Annotated in this window: 12 protein-coding genes; 6 read left to right on the forward strand and 6 right to left on the reverse strand. The window is 71.3% G+C overall.

Going from position 1 to position 16,062, the window contains the following annotated elements; translation table 11 throughout:
* Positions 1–43: 43 nt before the first annotated feature.
* The gene (locus J0695_RS04370) at positions 44–3,112 is read right to left on the reverse strand and encodes an ATP-binding protein (protein ID WP_206960348.1); all 3,069 of its coding nucleotides are present in this window, start codon (positions 3,110–3,112) and stop codon (positions 44–46) included.
* Between the two features lie 172 nt (positions 3,113–3,284).
* On the opposite strand from J0695_RS04370, the gene J0695_RS04375 reads away from it, so the two are divergent.
* Complete coding sequence (locus J0695_RS04375) at positions 3,285–4,346, forward strand: TrmB family transcriptional regulator (protein WP_206960349.1); 1,062 nt, start codon at positions 3,285–3,287, stop codon at positions 4,344–4,346.
* A gap of 156 nt (positions 4,347–4,502) precedes the next feature.
* Positions 4,503–8,303, forward strand: coding sequence for a S8 family peptidase (locus J0695_RS04380; RefSeq protein ID WP_206960351.1), 3,801 nt, complete (start codon positions 4,503–4,505; stop codon positions 8,301–8,303).
* On the opposite strand, the gene J0695_RS04385 is transcribed toward J0695_RS04380, so the two are convergent.
* The gene (locus tag J0695_RS04385; RefSeq protein ID WP_206960352.1) at positions 8,288–10,099 is read right to left on the reverse strand and encodes an ATP-binding protein; all 1,812 of its coding nucleotides are present in this window, start codon (positions 10,097–10,099) and stop codon (positions 8,288–8,290) included. The genes J0695_RS04380 and J0695_RS04385 overlap by 16 nt on opposite strands.
* A gap of 180 nt (positions 10,100–10,279) precedes the next feature.
* On the opposite strand from J0695_RS04385, the gene J0695_RS04390 reads away from it, so the two are divergent.
* Complete coding sequence (locus tag J0695_RS04390; protein WP_206960353.1) at positions 10,280–11,083, forward strand: class I SAM-dependent methyltransferase; 804 nt, start codon at positions 10,280–10,282, stop codon at positions 11,081–11,083.
* A 14-nt stretch (positions 11,084–11,097) separates the two neighbouring features.
* On the opposite strand, the gene J0695_RS04395 is transcribed toward J0695_RS04390, so the two are convergent.
* Positions 11,098–11,970, reverse strand: coding sequence for an NmrA family NAD(P)-binding protein (locus tag J0695_RS04395; protein ID WP_206960354.1), 873 nt, complete (start codon positions 11,968–11,970; stop codon positions 11,098–11,100).
* A gap of 91 nt (positions 11,971–12,061) precedes the next feature.
* Here J0695_RS04395 and J0695_RS04400 point away from each other — a divergent pair, with 91 nt between their 5' ends.
* Positions 12,062–12,808: a TetR/AcrR family transcriptional regulator gene (locus J0695_RS04400; RefSeq protein ID WP_206960356.1), complete on the forward strand. Its 747-nt coding sequence runs from the start codon at positions 12,062–12,064 to the stop codon at positions 12,806–12,808.
* Positions 12,809–12,830: 22 nt separating this feature from the next.
* On the opposite strand, the gene J0695_RS04405 is transcribed toward J0695_RS04400, so the two are convergent.
* Complete coding sequence (locus tag J0695_RS04405) at positions 12,831–13,415, reverse strand: helix-turn-helix domain-containing protein (protein WP_206960357.1); 585 nt, start codon at positions 13,413–13,415, stop codon at positions 12,831–12,833.
* A gap of 47 nt (positions 13,416–13,462) precedes the next feature.
* Between J0695_RS04405 and J0695_RS04410 the strand changes: the two genes are divergently transcribed.
* Positions 13,463–14,314, forward strand: a complete 852-nt coding sequence (locus J0695_RS04410; protein ID WP_242552208.1) for a class I SAM-dependent methyltransferase — start codon at positions 13,463–13,465, stop codon at positions 14,312–14,314.
* Positions 14,315–14,401: 87 nt separating this feature from the next.
* Here J0695_RS04410 and J0695_RS04415 read toward each other — a convergent pair whose 3' ends face one another.
* Positions 14,402–14,896 (reverse strand): nucleotidyltransferase domain-containing protein, encoded by a 495-nt coding sequence (locus J0695_RS04415; protein WP_206960358.1) that lies wholly within the window; start codon positions 14,894–14,896, stop codon positions 14,402–14,404.
* 106 nt (positions 14,897–15,002) lie between these two features.
* On the opposite strand from J0695_RS04415, the gene J0695_RS04420 reads away from it, so the two are divergent.
* The gene (locus J0695_RS04420; RefSeq protein WP_206960359.1) at positions 15,003–15,842 is read left to right on the forward strand and encodes a peptidoglycan-binding domain-containing protein; all 840 of its coding nucleotides are present in this window, start codon (positions 15,003–15,005) and stop codon (positions 15,840–15,842) included.
* Between the two features lie 25 nt (positions 15,843–15,867).
* Here the strand turns inward: J0695_RS04420 and J0695_RS04425 are convergent, their stop codons facing one another.
* Positions 15,868–16,050 carry a hypothetical protein gene (locus tag J0695_RS04425; protein ID WP_206960362.1) on the reverse strand — a complete coding sequence of 61 codons (183 nt, stop codon included), beginning with the start codon at positions 16,048–16,050 and terminating at the stop codon, positions 15,868–15,870.
* Positions 16,051–16,062 lie beyond the last annotated feature (12 nt).

Here is a 16,062-nt window from a genome sequence, read left to right on the forward strand (position 1 = left end):
GGCACGGATCGTTCGGGGGTGCGGGGGAGCGCTGACCGGAGCGTCAGCGCGCGGAGGCGGCGCGTGCCTCGCCCAGCTCCTCGGACAGGCGCCGCAGCCCTTCCCGCAGCTGCGGATCGCCGCTCGCGCCGACGACCAGCGTGCACTCCGACAGGGCGGACCGCGCCTCATCCAGCCGTCCATTGCGCAGGCGCACCTCGGCGAGGGTGATCAGCGCGTAGGGGAGACACCAGGTCCGGCCGAGAGAGCGGGCGAGCCGGACCGCTGTCTCGACGAGGGCCGTGGCCCGCCGGTGCTCGCCCAGGAGAAGTTCGGCGCCCGCCAGATTGCTCTGGTCGAAGGCCAGCACGGACGGGTCGCCGGTGCGCCGCGCGATGGTGACCGCGCGGCGCGCACAGTCCCTCGCGGCCTCCGGCCGCCCGTCCTTGCGGGCGAGTTCGCCCACGACGGACAGGGCGCCGGACTGCAGTGCGGCGTCCCCGGTCTGCTCGGCGATGCTCAGCGCCTGCTCGGCCACCGTGCGGCTCTCCCGGAGCTGCCCGGTCACCACGAGGCAGGCGGCGCGCACCGAGAACATCTGGGAGAGCAGCGGCAGTCGGAGATCTTCCGGCAGACCTGCCGCCTCCTTCTGTACGGTTCCGAGCGCCGCCAGCGCCCCGGGCACGAGCCCGGCGCTGAAACGGAGGGAGGCGATGGCCAGGTGCAGCGAGGCCCGTCCTTCACCGGCGCGGTCCGAGGATCCCCGTACCTCCGACGCACCGGAGAGGACCGCCAGGCCCTCCAGCGGTCGGCCCGCACGGCCCAGAGTTTCACCGAGCGACACCGTCGCACGTAGTGCGCCCGCCTCCTCCCCGGCGGCGGTCAGCTCTCGCAGGGCCCGTCCGAGGACGGCCTCCGCCTCGGTGTACCGGGCGCTGTGGCGCAGGACGATGCCCCACTCGAGCCGGGCGCCGGCCGCGAACGGGTCACCGGCGGCGTCGAGCCGGGCGACGAGGTCCTCGTAGTAGCCACAGGCGCTGTCATTGGCGTAGAGGGCGGCGGCGCGCCGCGCCGCACGGTGCAGATACTCGGGCGCCCGCACGTCGTCGGCGTGCGAGAGATGGAAGGCGATGGTGTCCACCGCCTCCGGACGGGTGCGCAGCACCGCGTCGGCGAACGCACGGTGGAGGTGCCCGCGCGCGGCCGAGCTCAACTGCTCGGCGCAGGCGAGCCGGACCAGCGGATGCTTGAAGGCGTACCCCGCCGAGGGCCGTCCGCCCACCACCACTTCTCGCTCCTCGACGATGCCCGCCGCCAGCGCGGCATCCAGCGCCGCCACTACGGCGGGTCCGGCCATCGGAGGGTGCAGCCCGGCGGCAGCCACCGGTTCGAACTCGCTGAGAGACACCGCGCCGCGGTCCGCGACGGACAGCGCCGCCAGGGCGCGCCTGGCATCCGGCGGGAGGCGGTTGAGACGGCCGCCGACCACTCTGCGGATGTTCTCCGGCACGGCGATGGAGTCCGGTGTGCCACTGCCGCGTGGCCCGGTCGTGCGCTCCAGGTCCTCGTACGCGCCCGTGGTCAGCTCCAGCGCGAACAACGGGTTGCCCAGCGACAGTTCGAAGATCCGCGAGGCGACCCCGCGCGCCGCGGCCCTGCTGCTTCCGGTGGCCCGCGCGGCCAGACCGACGCAGTCGGCACGGCTGAGCCGCAGCAGGTCGATCTCCACCGCCATCCGCTGGCCCACGAAGGTGTCGCGGACCTCGCCCCAGACGGAGCCGGGCGGCAGTGTCTCCTCCCGGCACGTGGCGATGAAGCGCCAGCGGCGCGGATGCGCGGTACGGACGAGATGGTGCAGCAGGGCCAGCGAACCGGGATCGGCGGTGTGCAGGTCGTCCAGGACGATCAGGACGGGCCGTACCGCGGCCATGTCCGTGAGCAGCCCCGACACGGCACGGAACAGCCTGGCCCGCTCCTCCTCCGGACTCCCGGTGGCCACCGGTTCCGCGCCCAGGACGGGAAGCAGATACGCGAGACCGGGGTGTTCCGCGCCGATGACCGCCACCTCTTCGGCCGTGCAGCCCGCCAGGTGGCCGCCGAGGGCGTCGGCGAAGACTCCGTACGGTGTATGCCCCTCCGCCTCGTGGCTCGTGCCCCACACCACCGACGCTCCGCGTCGTGCGGCGTCCCTGGCGGTCTCCTCGGCCAGCCGGGTCTTGCCGATGCCGGGCTCTCCGCGTACCAGGACGAGAGGCGACCCGTCGGTGTTCGTCGAGTGCGCGACCAGCAGTGCCAGCGGGTGCTCGCGCCCGAAGAGCGGCAGCGGGGAGTGGCGCCGTATCGCCGAGGGAAGCGGAGTGGGTCCGGGGACTGACACGGCCGGATGCCGTGGGGTGATGGACGCGAGTGCGGCCCGGTGCAGCTGCTCGAACGCGGCTCCCGGCCGTACCCCCAGCTCCTCCGAGAGCGCCTCCCGGCAGGCGTGGTACTGCTGGATGGCCTGCCGGGGGCGGCCCGTGTCGAGCAGCGTACGGGCGAGCAGGAGCTGGAGCGGCTCGTCGGTCGGGGAGCGGTCGACGGCGGAGCGCAGCATCCGGACCGCGTCGTCGGGACGCCCGGCCGCCAGCAGGCCGGCGGCGAGCGCGGGCGTGAGCCGGTCGTGCAGTGAGCGCAGGGTACGACGGTGTGTCTCGGCCCAGTCGGCGTAGCGGTCCTCCGGCAGCAACTCCTCTTCCAGCGCCGTCCGCGCAGCCTCCAGCGCGGGGAGGTCGCCCGAGGCGAGGGCTGCTCGGGCCGCCTCCTGTGTCTCATCCGTGTCGACGCGCACGCGGCCGGGTGCAAGGCGCAGCATCTCGGCGTCCGCGAGCAGGTACGAGGAGGTTGCCCGGGGGGCGAGTTCCGGTTCGAGGGCGTGCCGTGCGGCGTGCAGGGTCACCCGCAGATTGCGCAGCGCTGCGTCCGTTCCGGCATCGGGCCACAGGACGTCCATGACCCGTTCCCGGTGGAGTGTCCGGCCCGGCGCCACGGCGAGCAGCTTCACCAGAGTCTTGGCGCTGCTCCGCCGCCAGGTCTGGGCCACGGGAACCGAATCCGCGCGCTCGACGCGGAAGCCGCCGAGGAGCTGAATCCGCAACGGGGCCGGCCCCGGTCTGTGGGGACTGGCTGATGCGGACATGACGTACAGCCTAACCAGTGGGGAGTTACTGCCCCGTTACGGAGAGGCCGCGGGGCCGAAGATGGAGGTTCCCGGGACCGAAGTGGACGGTGAGGCTGGCGGTACATCCCGACGATCCTCAGGAGACGCCGTGCTCGAGGCCCTTGGACTGACGTGCGACGAGGCGGAGTTGTACCAGGCGCTGGTGCGGTCAGGACCCTGCTGGGCCGACCGGCTTCCCGACCTGCCCGGAGTCCCGTCCGTCCGTGCCGCCGTCGCGCTGGAAGGACTGGCGGCGAAAGGGCTGTTGAGCCGTACGACGGGCGACCGGGCCCGGCTGATCGCCTCGCCCCCGGACATCGTGGGCGAGGTGCTGCTGCTGCGCCGGATGCAGGAACTGCACACGGCGCGGGCCGCGATGGGACGGCTGGTGGACGAGTACCGCAGAATCCCGCGACCCGGGGACGGCCGGGTCGCCGTCGAGTTCACCCCGGACGCGGCGGTCGCGCAGCGGATCGACCAGATCCAGCGCACGGCACAGGACGAGGTGATGATCTTCGACATGCCGCCGTACGTCACCGCGGACGCCGACGGCACGGCCAAGGGCAACAGCTGCGAGATGGAGCAACTGGCCGCCGGGGTGCGGTACCGGACGGTGTACGACCGCCTCGCCATCGAGCAGTCGGGCGGCCTCGTGCGGATCGGCGGCTACATCGCGGCGGGCGAGGAGGCGCGTGCCGCGCACCGGCTTCCGTTGAAGATGATGATCGTCGACCGTGCGGTGGCCATCGTGCCGGCGTCGGCCACCGCGGAGGGCCCCAACGACTCGGCGCTGATCCACCCCAGCCCGCTCCTCGACGCGCTCATCGGCCTCTTCGAGCACACATGGGGCAGCGCACTGCCCCTCGATCCGACGGCGGACGGGAAGGACCGGGGCGGTCCCGAACTGGACGAGACGGAACTCCGGCTGCTCACGCTGCTGCTCAGCGGTCTGACCGATGAGGTGATCGCCCGTCAGCTGGGGGTGGGACGGCGCACCGTACTGCGCCGGGCGCGCGGACTCATGGACCGGGCCGGAGTGGCGACCCGGATGCAACTGGGCTGGCATGCGGCCAGGCACGGCTGGATCGGTACGCAGCACAGGGAATCCGCCGCCTCGTGGGCGGGCGAGCGGCCCCCGGCGGACACGGCCAGGGCGGTGGGCGGCGCTTAGGTGTCGCTGTCACCTAAGCGCCGCATCCGCCCCTTCTTCCCCTGCGGTGACCGCCGGTAGCGTCCAGGGCACGCAGTGGTGACCCGTACATGCCATGTCTTGCATGGGTGTGTCCGGCGTGCCCCGCGCCATGTCCCCCCGATCGAGGAGGAGCACGTGCAGCACCCCCCACGAGGGAGAACCAGATCAGGACTGCTGGCCACCGCCGTAGTAGTCGCACTCGGCGCCTCGCTCACCAGCGTCGCCGGCGCGCAGGCGACGCAGGCCCCCACCGGGCTCGTCGACTCCGCGCAGCGAACGGCCAGTACCGCCACCATCACTCTCGTCACCGGTGACACCGTGACGGTGAACACCGCGCCCGACGGCCGGCAGTCCGTCGACGCCAACCCGGCGGCGGGCAGTGCCAAGACCTTCCGTACCGTCAGCGGTCCCGACGGAGACCTCTACGTCTATCCGTCGGACGTACTCGACGGTGTGGCGTCAGGGGCCCTGGACGCACGGTTGTTCAACGTCACCCAGCTGATCAAGGACGGGTACGCGGACAGCAAGTCGGACGAGTTTCCGGTCATCGTCTCCTACGGCGACAAGCCGAACGCCGCCACGCTGACGAAGCGGGCCGACGCCCTGCCCGACAGCGACCGCGGCGCCGTCCTCGACCGGCTGGACATGGCCGGGGTCCAGGTCGGCAAGAAGAACGCCAAGTCCTTCTGGCAGCAGGTGAAACCGGTCAGCAAGGTGCCCAGGAACGGCAAGGCCGTCACGGCCCCGGGCAGCGCGGGAGTGACCAAGGTCTGGTACGACGGCAAGGCGAAGGTCAGCCTCGACCAGAGCGTCCCCCAGATCGGCGCGCCCGAGGCCTGGGCCAAGGGCTACGACGGCAAGGGCTCCAAGGTCGCCATCCTGGACACCGGCGTCGACCTCACCAACGCCGATGTGAAGGACCGGGTCACCGAGTCCCAGAGCTTCGTGCCGGGCGTACCGGTCACCGACGGCCACGGGCACGGCACCCACGTCGCCTCGACCATCGCGGGCAGCGGCGCCAACTCCGGCGGCAAGTACAAGGGCGTCGCCCCCGAAGCCGACCTGCTCATCGGCAAGGTGCTCGGCAACACCGGCAGCGGCGAGTACTCCTGGATCATGGCGGGCATGGAGTGGGCCGTCGGCGAGGGCGCCGATGTCGTCAGCATGAGCCTGGGCGGTCCCGCCACTCCGGGCGGTGACGCCATGACGCAGGCCGTGGACCGGCTCAGCGCATCGAGCAGCACCCTGTTCGTCATCGCCGCAGGCAACGCCGGGCCCGGGGCGAGCTCCATCGGCAGCCCCGGAACGGCCGACTCCGCGCTCACCGTCGGCGCCGTCGACAAGTCCGACGTACTGGCGAGCTTCTCCAGCCGCGGCCCCCGCCTCGGCGACAACGCCATCAAGCCGGAGATCACCGCCCCCGGAGTGAACATCGTGGCGGCCCGCGCGGCCGGTACGACCATGGGCACCCCGACCGGTGAGTTCTACACCTCAGCGAGCGGCACCTCGATGGCCACCCCGCACGTCGCGGGCGCCGCCGCGATCCTCGCCCAGCGGCACCCCGACTGGACCGGTCAGCACATCAAGGAGGCGCTGACCACCCACGCGAAGATCGCCCCGAACTCCTCCGTGTACGAGCAGGGCGACGGCCGGGTGGACATTCCAGCGGCCCTCGACCCCGAGCTGGAGATCTCCGGAAGCAGCGACTTCGGGCTCGTCGAGTGGAGTGACACCGGGTACGAGAAGGAGACCCGCAAGGTCACCCTGACCAACCCCACGGCCACAGCCGCCACCGTCGCACTCTCCGCCACCGCGGGGGACGCCCTTCCCGCCGGAGCGCTGTCGCTCTCGGACGGCAGCGTCACCGTCCCCGCAGGCGGCACCGCGGACGTCACGCTCACCCTCGACCCCAGTGACGTCGCCACCGGCGAGTACAGCGGCTACCTCACGGCGACCACCGCCGAAGGGAAGAGCGCGCACACGGCCATCGGCTTCTCCAAGGAAGCAGAGCGACGCGGCCTGACCCTCGACTTCAAGGACCGGCTGGGCAACGCCCCCGGGGGTGCCAGCTTCACGGTCCTGGGCCTCGACAACAACTACTTCGCCCAGTTCAGCGCGGCCGGCGGTCACCAGGAACTGCGCCTGCCCGTCGGCAAGTACTCCGTCTCCGGTCTGCTCGTCACCTCGGCGAGCGGCAACGCCACCGTCGACCACTCCACCGACCTCTTCAGCGTCCCCGAGATCGACCTGACGACCAAGGACGCCGCGGAGACGGTCGACGGCACGACGGCGACCAACTTCGACATGCGGCTGCCGGACGAGACGCGTGCCCTGGAGGACTCGCAGCTCTCCTACCAGCTCACCCGGTACACCGAGAACCGCGCCCGGCGCGCCACGTACGGCATCGCGGGTCTCAGCAACTGGAGCCAGGAACAGTTCGGCGCCATCCCCGCGGCCAAGCCCGCCACCGGTGAACTGCTGTCCTCCTTCTGGCAGTCCAAGCGCGAGCCGCTGATCCGTGCCACGGTCACCCGCCCGGAGACCTTCGCCCTCGCGGCCAAGACCTCCAGCTACCTCAAGCGGTTCTCCGGCACCTACAAGTACGACGTCGTCGACGCGGGCAGCGGCTCGGCCGCCGACCTCGCAGCGGTCGACGTCAAGGGCAAGGCAGCCCTGATCCATTTCGACACCCTCAAGAGCTCTCAGATCCGGGCCGTCGAGGCAGCGGGCGCCGAGGCGGTCGTCCTCGCCCCGAACAGCAAGGCGCCGCATTCCATCGTCGTCCTCGGCGTGAACGTTCCGTACTTCTCCACCACCTACGCCGACGGGCGCGCACTCGCCGCCGCCGTCGCCCAGGGCCGTACCTCCCTCTCGCTCAAGGGCGTGGAGGAGTCCGGCTACCAGTACTCGGGACAGTGGGACTTCTCCGGCATCCCGGCGAACCTGCGGACCACCGCCCGCGCCAAGGACTTCGCCACCATCAAGAACTCCTTCCACACCGACGGCGCGGCCCGGATGGGATACGCGACCATCCACTCATGGGGCAGCTACCCCATGACGTCGCTGCGCTCGGGCCAGTTCGTCCAGCAGGGAGAGACCCGTGACGACTATGTGCGCGCAGGCAACAGCCTGACGTACGAGCAGAACATCTGGGCGCGCACCGACTACGCGACCGCGATGGTCGAATCGGCCAAGGGCTACCTGCCCGGCGCGGTCTCCACCGAGGACTGGTGGGCGCCGGCCATGCACCCGGCCAACGTCACCCCGTACGCCTGCAACTTCTGCCGCACCGACGCCGGGACGGTGTTCGCCCCCCAGCTCGGCGGCGACTCGGACGCCGACCACTTCAGCAAGACCGGCCGGTCCCGGGTCTACACGTACTACCGGGACGGCCAGAAGATCACCGACACCACGAAGCTGATGGTGCCCGAGAAGGCGAGCTACCGCTTCGTGGACGACACCGCGAGGCTCGCCGACTACCCGGGGGTGAACCTCGGGACGAAGACCCACACCGAGTACAGCTTCTCCTCGGCGGCCCCGACGGCCATGTCCGTCAAGGACTGCAAGGTCTCCGTTCCCAAGGCGACGCTCTGCGAGGCGCTGCCGGTCGTCCTGCTCGACTACGGGATGAAGGCCGACATCACCAACAGGGTCGCGGCGGACAAGGCGTTCTCGTTCACCGTCGACGCCTCCCGCTCGAAGGCCTCGACCGCCTCCACCACGATGGCCGGCGCGAAGGTGTCCGTCAGTTACGACGACGGCGCCACCTGGCAGCCGGTCGCTGTCAGCCGCAAGGACGCCAACTCCTTCAAGGCCACCGTCCAGCACCCCGAACTGTCCGCCACCAACGGGTTCGTGAGCCTGCGCACCGAGGTCTGGGACAGCGAGGGCAACCGCACCTCGCAGGACATCACCCGGGCCTACGCCCTGAAGTAACCGCACAGCTGCACGTGTGCCGCGGCTGCCACCGACCACCCGTCGGCGGCAGCCGTCGGCGCCAGGGCCAGCCGCACGGCGTCGAGGGCCAGCGCGTACACCGGTCCGCGCTCCGTGCGCACCCAGCCGGTCCGCACAGCACGATCGAGCCCGGAGAGGAGTGCGTGTCGAGTCGCCAAGGTCCCTGCAGCAGCCCGCAATTGAGGGTGCGTCAGCCCATCCGGAGTACGTGCGAGCAGCTCCAGCACCTGCCGCAACGCCGGCGGCTCCTCCCGCAGGCGCCGCAGCACCGTGCCGCGGCCCAGCGTGTCGCGCGCGAGCTCCAGCGCGAAGAGCGGATTGCCGCCGGAGAGCCGGTGGATCTCCCCGGCCGTGCGCGAAACGCCCTTCCGGAGCAGCGCCGGACCCACGAGCCGGGCGCACTCCGCCGGGCCGAGGCGCCCCAACTCGATCTTCCCTACGGGTCCCCACGCAAGGGCGTCCTGGACGACCGGAGTGCGGCCGGCGAGGACGAATCGCACGGGCCGGTGCGTACAGCGGCGCATCAGATGACGCAGGAGCGGCACCGTTCCGTGTGCGGAGCGGTCCACATCGTCCAGGAGCACCACCACGGGCCCTTCGTACGAGAGGTCCATGAGCAGCGCGGCGGCGTCGGCGAGCACCTCGGGAGCCCGGCCGTCCCCCGTACCGTGCAGCGTCGGCAGTGCTGCGGCCAGATCCGGACAGCCGGTCGCCACCGCGGAGCGCCGACGCCGCCCCGAGTGCCGAAGGAGGTCGTCGAAAGCGGAGAGCACCGGTGCGTACGGCACGGACCCGGACGCCGTGCGGCGTGCGTGCAGGACGACGGCACCCCGCGCCCGAAGCCGCAGGGCGGCCTCCTCCAGGGTGCGGCTCAGCCCGATGCCCGGTTCGCCGGTGACCGTGAACACTCTGGGGGGTGCACCCGCCCGCGGCACCGTGGTGAGCAGCGCCAACTCCCGTTCCCTGCCGACGAATTCCGACCGTTGGTTCTGTACGATCCGCCGGTCCCGGGGGGTCGCGACGGCTCGGGCGAACACCTCCCGCAGTGGCGGGTCCGGCGCGAGCCCACAGTCCTCGGCCAGCGCACGGCGGTGCAGATGGTAGAGCCGCGCCACCTCGCTGTCGTAGCCCAAGTCCAGGAGAATGCCCAGAAGTTCGCGGCAGACGTCGGCCGCAACCGGGTCGGCGGCCAGTACTCGGCGGAGCGGTTCGACCGCCCGCTCGGTGCGGCCCGCTCTCCGGGCGGCGGCTGCGTACAGAAGGGCCGCCTCCCGGCGCAGGGCGCGCAGCTCCTGTCTGCGTTCCAGGAGAAGGGGTACGTCGTCGTCCGGCAGCAGCTCCGCCGTCAGCGATTCGGTGAGCTGCTCGAGCACGTCCGCCGACGCCGTCCGCTCGTGGAGCGCGGACCGGTGCTCCCACAGATCGACCCGGACCGCGTGGGGTGCGAGGGACAGGAATCCGGGGGCGCACGACACGATGTACGAAGATCCGGCCCTCGGTCTCAACTCCGGCTCCAGCACCCGGCGTACCGCATGGAGGGCCACGCGCAGACTGCCTGCAGCAGCGGCGGCGGGCGCATCCGGCCACAACAGCGCACCGAGCCGGTCGCGGCGCACCCCCCGCTCCCCAGCCAGCGCCAACACCTTCAGGAGCCGACGGGCACCCGGGCGGGTCCAGCGCTCCTCGGGGATCGGTGCTCCGCCCCGGCGCACGAGGAGACCACCGATCAGCCGGATGTCCACCCGTTCGGCTCGTTCGGCCGTCGAAGACGTCATGGGGGTACCTCCGCGCCGCCGGATCGTGCTGCCGGTCCTGCTGCGCGAGGAGGCTAGGCACCGGCTGTTACCGGGCCATTACCGCTTCGCCGGCGCTCACCGCGCTCCCCGGCCCCTTCGTCCGGATACTTGCCCCGTACGGATCGATCCGGCGGACGGAGAGAGATGGCGGGGCAGGACATGGGTGAGCACGGAACGGACCACGGGTATCTGCTCGACAACCAGCAGTCGGAAGCGGGCATCCGGTTCGGCGCACTGGCCGAGCTGTTCGATCCGGTGACGTTCCGGCACATCGACCGGATCGGCATCACCAAGGGCATGCGGTGCTGGGAGGTCGGGGCCGGCGGTCCGTCCGTTCCCACGGGTCTTGCCGAGCGGGTCGGGACCGAGGGGAAGGTGGTCTGCACCGACATCGATGTGTCCTGGGCGCGGGACGCCGCATCCGATGTCGTCGAGGTCCTGCGCCACGACGTCGCGGCCGATCCTCCGCCGCCGGGCGGTTTCGACCTGGTGCACGCCCGGCTGGTCCTGGTGCATGTCGTCGAACGTGCCGAGGCGCTGCGCCGTATGGTCCAGGCGCTGCGACCCGGTGGTGTGCTGCTCCTGGAGGACGCCGATCCGGGGCTGCAGCCTCTGCTGTGCCCGGACGAGTCGGGCCCCGAGCAGCGGCTGGCCAACCGTCTCCGGTCCGGGTTCCGTGAACTCATGGCGGCGCGCGGCGCCGATCTCTCGTACGGCCGGACACTGCCCCGGCTGCTGCGCGAAGCCGGTCTGGCCGACGTACGGGCGGATGCCTACTTCCCGATCACCTCGCCGGCCTGCACCGTCCTTGAGGCGGCGACCGTCCGGCAGATCCGTGGCCGGCTCGTGGCTGCGGGGATCGCGACCGACGAGGACATCGACCTCCATCTGTCCCACGTCGCCACCGGACGGCTCGATCTGGCGACGGCCCCGATGATCTCCGCCTGGGGTCGCCGCCCGTAACCGGGCACGGCCCGTCAGCGCACGCTGCTGCCGGACAGCTGCTTGCGCAGGACTGCTGCCATGGAGAGGGGCTCGCGGCCGAGCAGGGTGGCCAGCGTCGGGTCGACGGCGGCGAACTCACCGGCGCGGCCGGCTGTGAAGACGCCGAGCAGTTGGTCCGCCGCCTGGGCGGGGACACCTCGGCCCACCAGCTCCCGGCAGAACGCGTCGTCGGGTGCGGTGGTCCTCGTGACGGTGCGGCCGGTGATCTCCGCGGCGATGCGGGCGATGTCGTCGAAGGTCAGCGCCTGCCCCGCCGTGAGCGGGGGAGTGGGGCCGTCGAAGCGGCCTTCGTCGGCCAGGACGGCGGCGGCCGCGTCGGCGAGGTCGGCATGGGCGGTCCAGCTCACCGGCCCGTCCGCGGGGAGCACGATGTCGCCCGACTCCACGCCATGGCCGGCGAACTGCACCGCGCTGGCGGCGTAGAAACCATTGCGCAGCGAGGTGAACGGCACGCCGGAGGCGCGCAGTGCCTCCTCGGTGGCGGCATGGTCGCGGCAGGGCTCGAAATGCGACGAGGCGCCGGCACCCATGTGGCTGGTGTAGAGGATGCGACGCGCGCCCGCCGCCGCGGCCGCGTCGATCGCGGCACGGTGCTGCCGCACGGCCTCCTCGCCCATCTTGTCGACGGAGACGATCAGCACCTGTGAGGCGCCCTCGAAGGCGTGGGCGAGGCTGTCGGCGTCGGTGAAGCTGCCCTGCCGCACTCGTATCCCCTGGTCGGCGAACGCCTGCGCCTTCTGCGGGTCGCGGACGCTGACGCCCACCCGGTCGGCAGGCACGCGGGTCAGCAGCCGTTCGACGATCTGGCGTCCGAGCAGCCCGGTGGCTCCGGTAACGATGATCATATTGCGCTCCAGTAAATCCAGTTCCAATGGAATCGCATTGAGCGTATCACTGATACTAACGACGGAAACGGAAGTGCTATATCGTCGATACATGCCACCGCGTTCACGTATCAGGGACGGCGCCGCAGCCGTCGAGTCCGACACCGCAGCCGTGGGTCGCGAGCAGGCCAGGCAACGCGTCATCGAGGCCGCGGCCGACCTGCTGGCGCGCGAGGGCCGCGACGCCGTCACCACCCGCGCGGTCGCGGTCGCGGCGGGCGTGCAGGCGCCTGCCATCTACCGGCTGTTCGGGGACAAGGACGGGCTGCTCGAAGCGGTGGCCGAGCACGGCTTCGCCACGTTTCTCGCCGCCAAGCACGTCGACCCGGACCCGAAGGACCCCATCGAGGACCTGCGGGCCGGCTGGGACCTGGCGGTCGAGTTCGGTCTTGCCAACCCGGCGCTCTACACGCTGATGTACGGCGAGCCCACCAGGACCGCTTCGGCTGCCTTCAGGGCCGGGATGGAGGTCCTGAAGGGCCGTATCCGTCGGCTCGCCGCCGGCGGGTGGCTCCGCGTCGACGAGGAACTCGCGGCCATGCTCATCCACGCCACGGCACGCGGTGCGGTGCTCACCTGGCTCTCCCTGGCCGAAGACCGGCGCGACCCGGCCCTGTTGACCACGCTGCGGGAGTCCATGGTCACCACCGTGACCAACGAGGAACCGGCCGTACGGGACGCGGGCCCGGCCGGGGCCGCCCGCACGTTGCGCGCCATGCTGCCCGAGCAGACGATCCTCAGCGGCGCGGAGCAGGACCTGCTGAGGGAGTGGCTGGACCGCCTCGCCGCCGACGGGTGAGGCGCCTCGCCGTGAGGGCGGATCAGGTGTGCGCCGGGGGGTGGAGATGGGTGCGCTGCCCGTCGTGATCGAGGATGATCAGGATCTCCGCCGGCCCGCCGAGCGCCTTGATGGCGTGCGGGATCATGGTGGAGAACTCGGCGGCCTCGCCGGTCTCGATCCGTATGGCACGCTCGCCGAGGATCAGGGTGATGGTCCCCGACAGGACGGTGAACCAGTCCTTGCCGGGGTGGACTCCGAGCATGTCGGCCCCCGGGCCCTGCGCCTCGTCGGTGATACGCATCTTGGCGACCGTGACAGCGGCCTGCCCGGATCCCCGGTTCAGCAGCCAGGTGGTCAGTCCGCGGTGCTCGTCGCGCTCGGGCCTGATCACCACGTCGTCGTCGTTCAGGGTCTCCACCAGCTGGTCGAGCGAAGTCCCCAGGGCCCGCGCCAGTGAGGTCAGCTGGTCGAGGCTGATGCGCCGGTGACCGGTCTCGATGCGGCTCAGGGTGGAAGGGCTCAGGAAGGCGCGCTCGGCGAGGCTGTCCAGTGACCAGCCGCGCGCCTGCCGCAGGCTCCTGATGCGCATGCGGACCGTGCTGTCCACGTCGCTTTCTTGCGTCATACGCAAGAGCCTACGCGGTGTGCGCAAAGCGGAGTTACCGTCGACCTATGATCACCACCGGAACGAGCGCCTCCCACCCGCACCAGAGCCACGCCGGAGCCGATGCCGGCACTGTCGCGATGGCCGAACTCCTGGAGCTCGACGCCGAGGTTCTGCAGACCTGTCTGTCGGAGCTGACCGCCTGGCTGGGCGAACTGTCCGACCCGGAGCCCGCCCGCATCGTCGATCTCGGCAGCGGGACAGGAACAGGCACCATCGCCCTGGCGCGGCGTTTCGGGCAGGCCGGCGTAACGGCTGTGGATATCTCCCCCCAGATGCTTCACCGGCTGGCGAAGAAAGCGTCCACGCTGGGTCTCGCCGACCGGGTCCGGGGCGTCCAGGCGGATCTGGACGAAGGCTGGCCCGCGCTCGGAACCAGCGATCTGGTCTGGGCGGCCGCCTCCCTGCACCACATGGCCGACCCCGACCGCGTACTGGCCGGAGCGTTCGATGCCCTGCGCCCGGGCGGTCTGCTGGCCGTCACCGAGATGGACTTCTTCCCCCGCTTCCTGCCCGACGACACCGGCATCGGCCGCCCTGGGCTGGAAGCCCGCGTCCACGCCACGCTGAACCCGGGTCCGGCCGTCGACTGGACGGATCATCTGACCCGGGCGGGATTCGTGATGGAAGCCAAGCGGCCCTTCGCCGTCGCCCTGACAACTCCCCTCCCGGCCGCCACGGCCCGCTACGCGCAGGCGTGTCTGCGGAAGCTGCGCTCGCACCTCGACGAGCAGTTGCCCGCCGACGACCTGGCCGCACTCGACACGATCCTCGACAGCGACAGCCCGTACAGCGTCCTGAGGCGCGAGGACCTCACCGTCCGTACCACCAGGACCACTTGGGCTGCCCGCCGCCCCTGACCGATGAAGCGAGCACGCCACGGACCAAGGTCAGCCGGCCGGGGTCGAAGCTGCTCCCCGCACTCCGGGAGCTGTGAGGTCCGCTGATCAGAAGTGCGTGGCGATGCCGAACGCCTCGCGCAGCCGCGCCATGTCACGCAGGTCGCGGTCCGCGGGCTCGTACCCCTGGTGGAAGTAGACCTGCTGCTCCGCGGAGATGCAGGGGACCGTCGTCCCCGCGACCGTCCCGGTGACGAAGCACTCGGCGGGGTACGGGAACGGACTGCCGGGGTCGAACGACTGCTGTACGGCGGAGCCGTCCGGTGCGAAGGCCAGGGGATGCAGATCGATCTCCCGGCCTTCCGCGTGCGTGACGACGAACCGCACCGGGCGCTGATCGAGGGTCTCGGTGAATCCGGCCCCGGCAAGGGCGGCCAGCACGTCCCCCTCCTGCTCGCGCCGGTGCAGGAGATCGAGATCGCGGTGGTCCCGCCCCTGATCCCCGACGAGGGCGTCGATGCCCCAGCCGCCTGCGATCCAGGTGTCGGCGCCGGCACCGCGCAGTACGGCGAGAACGGACAGGACGTCGTCGGCGGTCATCATGACCGGCAGGTTAGCCCAGACCCGCGCTGACCTCCGGGGGTGCTGCTCGTTGAACACGGCGGCGGCACAACGCCGTTCATGCCTCGCCGGCACGGAGGGATCCCCGATGGCATCAGCACAGTGGCAGCGACTCGTCGACCACGTCGTGGCCGTACCCGAGCAGATCTATGAGACGTGGACCAGCTCGGAGGGCTGGAACAACATCACCAAGTTCGGCAAGGAGTACGGCGAGAACGGGGTGAGCTGGTGTGTGATCTTCAACTGGGACATGTACCACGACGTCGGCCTCGACGCGGTCGTACCGAAGGTCGACAACGTCGCTGTCTTCTCCGACTGGGCGAAGAAGCGCGGCAGTTGGTCCGCGTATCCGAGCATCGGGGCGTGGGTGAATCTCGGCAACGGCGCGCACACCGAGCTGGTGACCGGATTCGACGCCGACACGGTCTTCACCAAGGGCGGCAACAGCGTCCGGTCGGGAGCCGCGGACAATGGGCAGGGCAACGGCGTCTGGTCCCACTCCACCGCCCGGCGCAGCGCACGCGTCGTCGGCTACTTCGCCCCGCACTTCCCCGACGGAGTGTGCCCGCCGACGGCCGATCCGGCCGACCCGCGGGGCGGCGGGGCCGTCGCCTCCTGGCGGCACGCACCCGCATCGAAGCCCGCGGTCTCCCTGGCCCATGTGGTCCACGCGGCCCGTCACGATCCGCCCGCGGCCCAGGGACACACCAGCTTCAAGGGCGATGTCCTGCTCGTGGAGAAGGCGCTCAGCGCCGAGGGGCTCCTGCCCCACCAGTACGTCGACGGAAGCTTCGGCGCCAGGACCGTCGACGCCTACTCCGCATGGCAGCGCCGCTGCCACCTCGCGGGACCGGCCGCCGACGGCATCCCGGGCCAGGGGTCCCTGACCCGGCTGGGCGCGCAGCACGGGTTCACCGTCACCACCTGAACGCCTCGCGACGGTGACCGAAGGGCTACGCCGCCGCGGAGATCTCCGCCTTCAGCGCGTCGGTGTATCCCTTGCGCAGCCGCCGGTACTCCTCGCTCTCCGCAGAGCTCAACGACCGCCCGTACCGCGACCGCAGGAACTCGCGGATCGCCTCGTTCCACACGGCGCTCGGCCGCGGGAAAACAGGAGTGGGGGCAGGTGCAGGCATGAGGGCAGGCTA

The sequence above is a fragment of the Streptomyces beijiangensis genome (assembly GCF_017315755.1).
Classification (GTDB): Bacteria; Actinomycetota; Actinomycetes; order Streptomycetales; family Streptomycetaceae; genus Streptomyces; species Streptomyces beijiangensis.

Bases quoted from the DNA above. Each gene is read 5' to 3' on its own strand.
- J0695_RS04405 (WP_206960357.1), bottom strand. From the start codon at position 13,415: ATGACGCAAGAAAGCGACGTGGACAGCACGGTCCGCATGCGCATCAGG.
- J0695_RS04395 (WP_206960354.1), bottom strand. From the start codon at position 11,970: ATGATCATCGTTACCGGAGCCACCGGGCTGCTCGGACGCCAGATCGTC.
- J0695_RS04425 (WP_206960362.1), bottom strand. From the start codon at position 16,050: ATGCCTGCACCTGCCCCCACTCCTGTTTTCCCGCGGCCGAGCGCCGTG.
- J0695_RS04390 (WP_206960353.1), top strand. From the start codon at position 10,280: ATGGGTGAGCACGGAACGGACCACGGGTATCTGCTCGACAACCAGCAG.
- J0695_RS04400 (WP_206960356.1), top strand. From the start codon at position 12,062: ATGCCACCGCGTTCACGTATCAGGGACGGCGCCGCAGCCGTCGAGTCC.
- J0695_RS04410 (WP_242552208.1), top strand. From the start codon at position 13,463: ATGATCACCACCGGAACGAGCGCCTCCCACCCGCACCAGAGCCACGCC.
- J0695_RS04420 (WP_206960359.1), top strand. From the start codon at position 15,003: ATGGCATCAGCACAGTGGCAGCGACTCGTCGACCACGTCGTGGCCGTA.
- J0695_RS04415 (WP_206960358.1), bottom strand. From the start codon at position 14,896: ATGATGACCGCCGACGACGTCCTGTCCGTTCTCGCCGTACTGCGCGGT.
- J0695_RS04385 (WP_206960352.1), bottom strand. From the start codon at position 10,099: ATGACGTCTTCGACGGCCGAACGAGCCGAACGGGTGGACATCCGGCTG.